At 63.2% G+C, this 896-nt stretch carries 1 protein-coding gene; it reads left to right on the top strand.

Annotated features, from left to right (window positions below; genetic code table 11):
- The first annotated feature begins 486 nt into the window (after positions 1-486).
- Positions 487-894 carry an ATP-binding protein gene (locus E1281_RS39780; protein WP_131884831.1) on the top strand — a complete coding sequence of 136 codons (408 nt, stop codon included), beginning with the start codon at positions 487-489 and terminating at the stop codon, positions 892-894.
- Positions 895-896: the final 2 nt, after the last annotated feature.

The raw sequence follows: 896 nt of genomic DNA, 5'->3' as shown, positions 1-896 counted from the left end.
CCCAACGGCTGACTCGCCGCCGAAAACGAAGCGTCGGTTGGGTCGCGGAGCGACCCAACCGACCTCACGAAAGATCGAGGCTAGTCTTCCAAACCCGGTCAAGAGTTTCGGCGTGCATTTGCGGAAGTTTCGCGCTAGCCGATTCCCAGTTGGCAACCCGAGAATTATCGACGCCACACATGCGCCCTACCTCGGCCTGTGAAAGATTGCGTTCGATGCGCCATATTCGCAGGTCAACAGCCAGCCAGTGCCACGGGTTGTGATCGGGATCCAGGTTGTCCGCCCTTGCCATTCAAGATCTCCTAACTTGTGATCTCCAAACGCAATGGGACAACGGTACTCGCTGACGCCAGTCTGTGGGCAGTAGCGCAGACCGCGAGAGGCCAGCCAATGTCCGCGAAACCCATAATGGACCCAGCTTCACAAAATATATTCAGTGCGACCTTCCGGGCTTGTTCCGAAAGCGTCTGCCTCGCCCGCGAACTCGTGCGCGGCGCGCTCGGCTCCTGGGGGCTCGGCGCCTTCGAGGGCGATGCCTGCCAGATCATGAGCGAACTCGCGTCCAACGCGGCCCGACTCTGCGAGGGCGGGAACATCCGGGTATGGACCAGCCGCATCAGCCAGGGCGTCGAAATGTGCGTGTGGGACGACCACCCCGGCCGTCCCGTGATCCAAGAGCCTCACCCGTTCGCCACCTCCGGACGCGGCCTGATCCTCGTCCAGGCGTTCGCGTCGGGCGGATGCGGATGGTTCGACCTCGGCGCCGGTAAGGCCGTGTGGGCACGAATCGCGATCGACCACGGATACATGCTCGGTGCCGCGCATAGGACGGGCAGCCCGATCGTCGGTCCACTGCGTCACGTGGACAGGCCGCCCGTGCCGCTGCACTCCTAGAC

This window comes from Actinomadura sp. KC345 (genome assembly GCF_004348515.1).
Lineage (GTDB): Bacteria > Actinomycetota > Actinomycetes > Streptosporangiales > Streptosporangiaceae > Spirillospora.
Note: the sequence above shows the minus strand (reverse complement) of the source record. Positions and strands in the feature narration are given on the sequence as shown.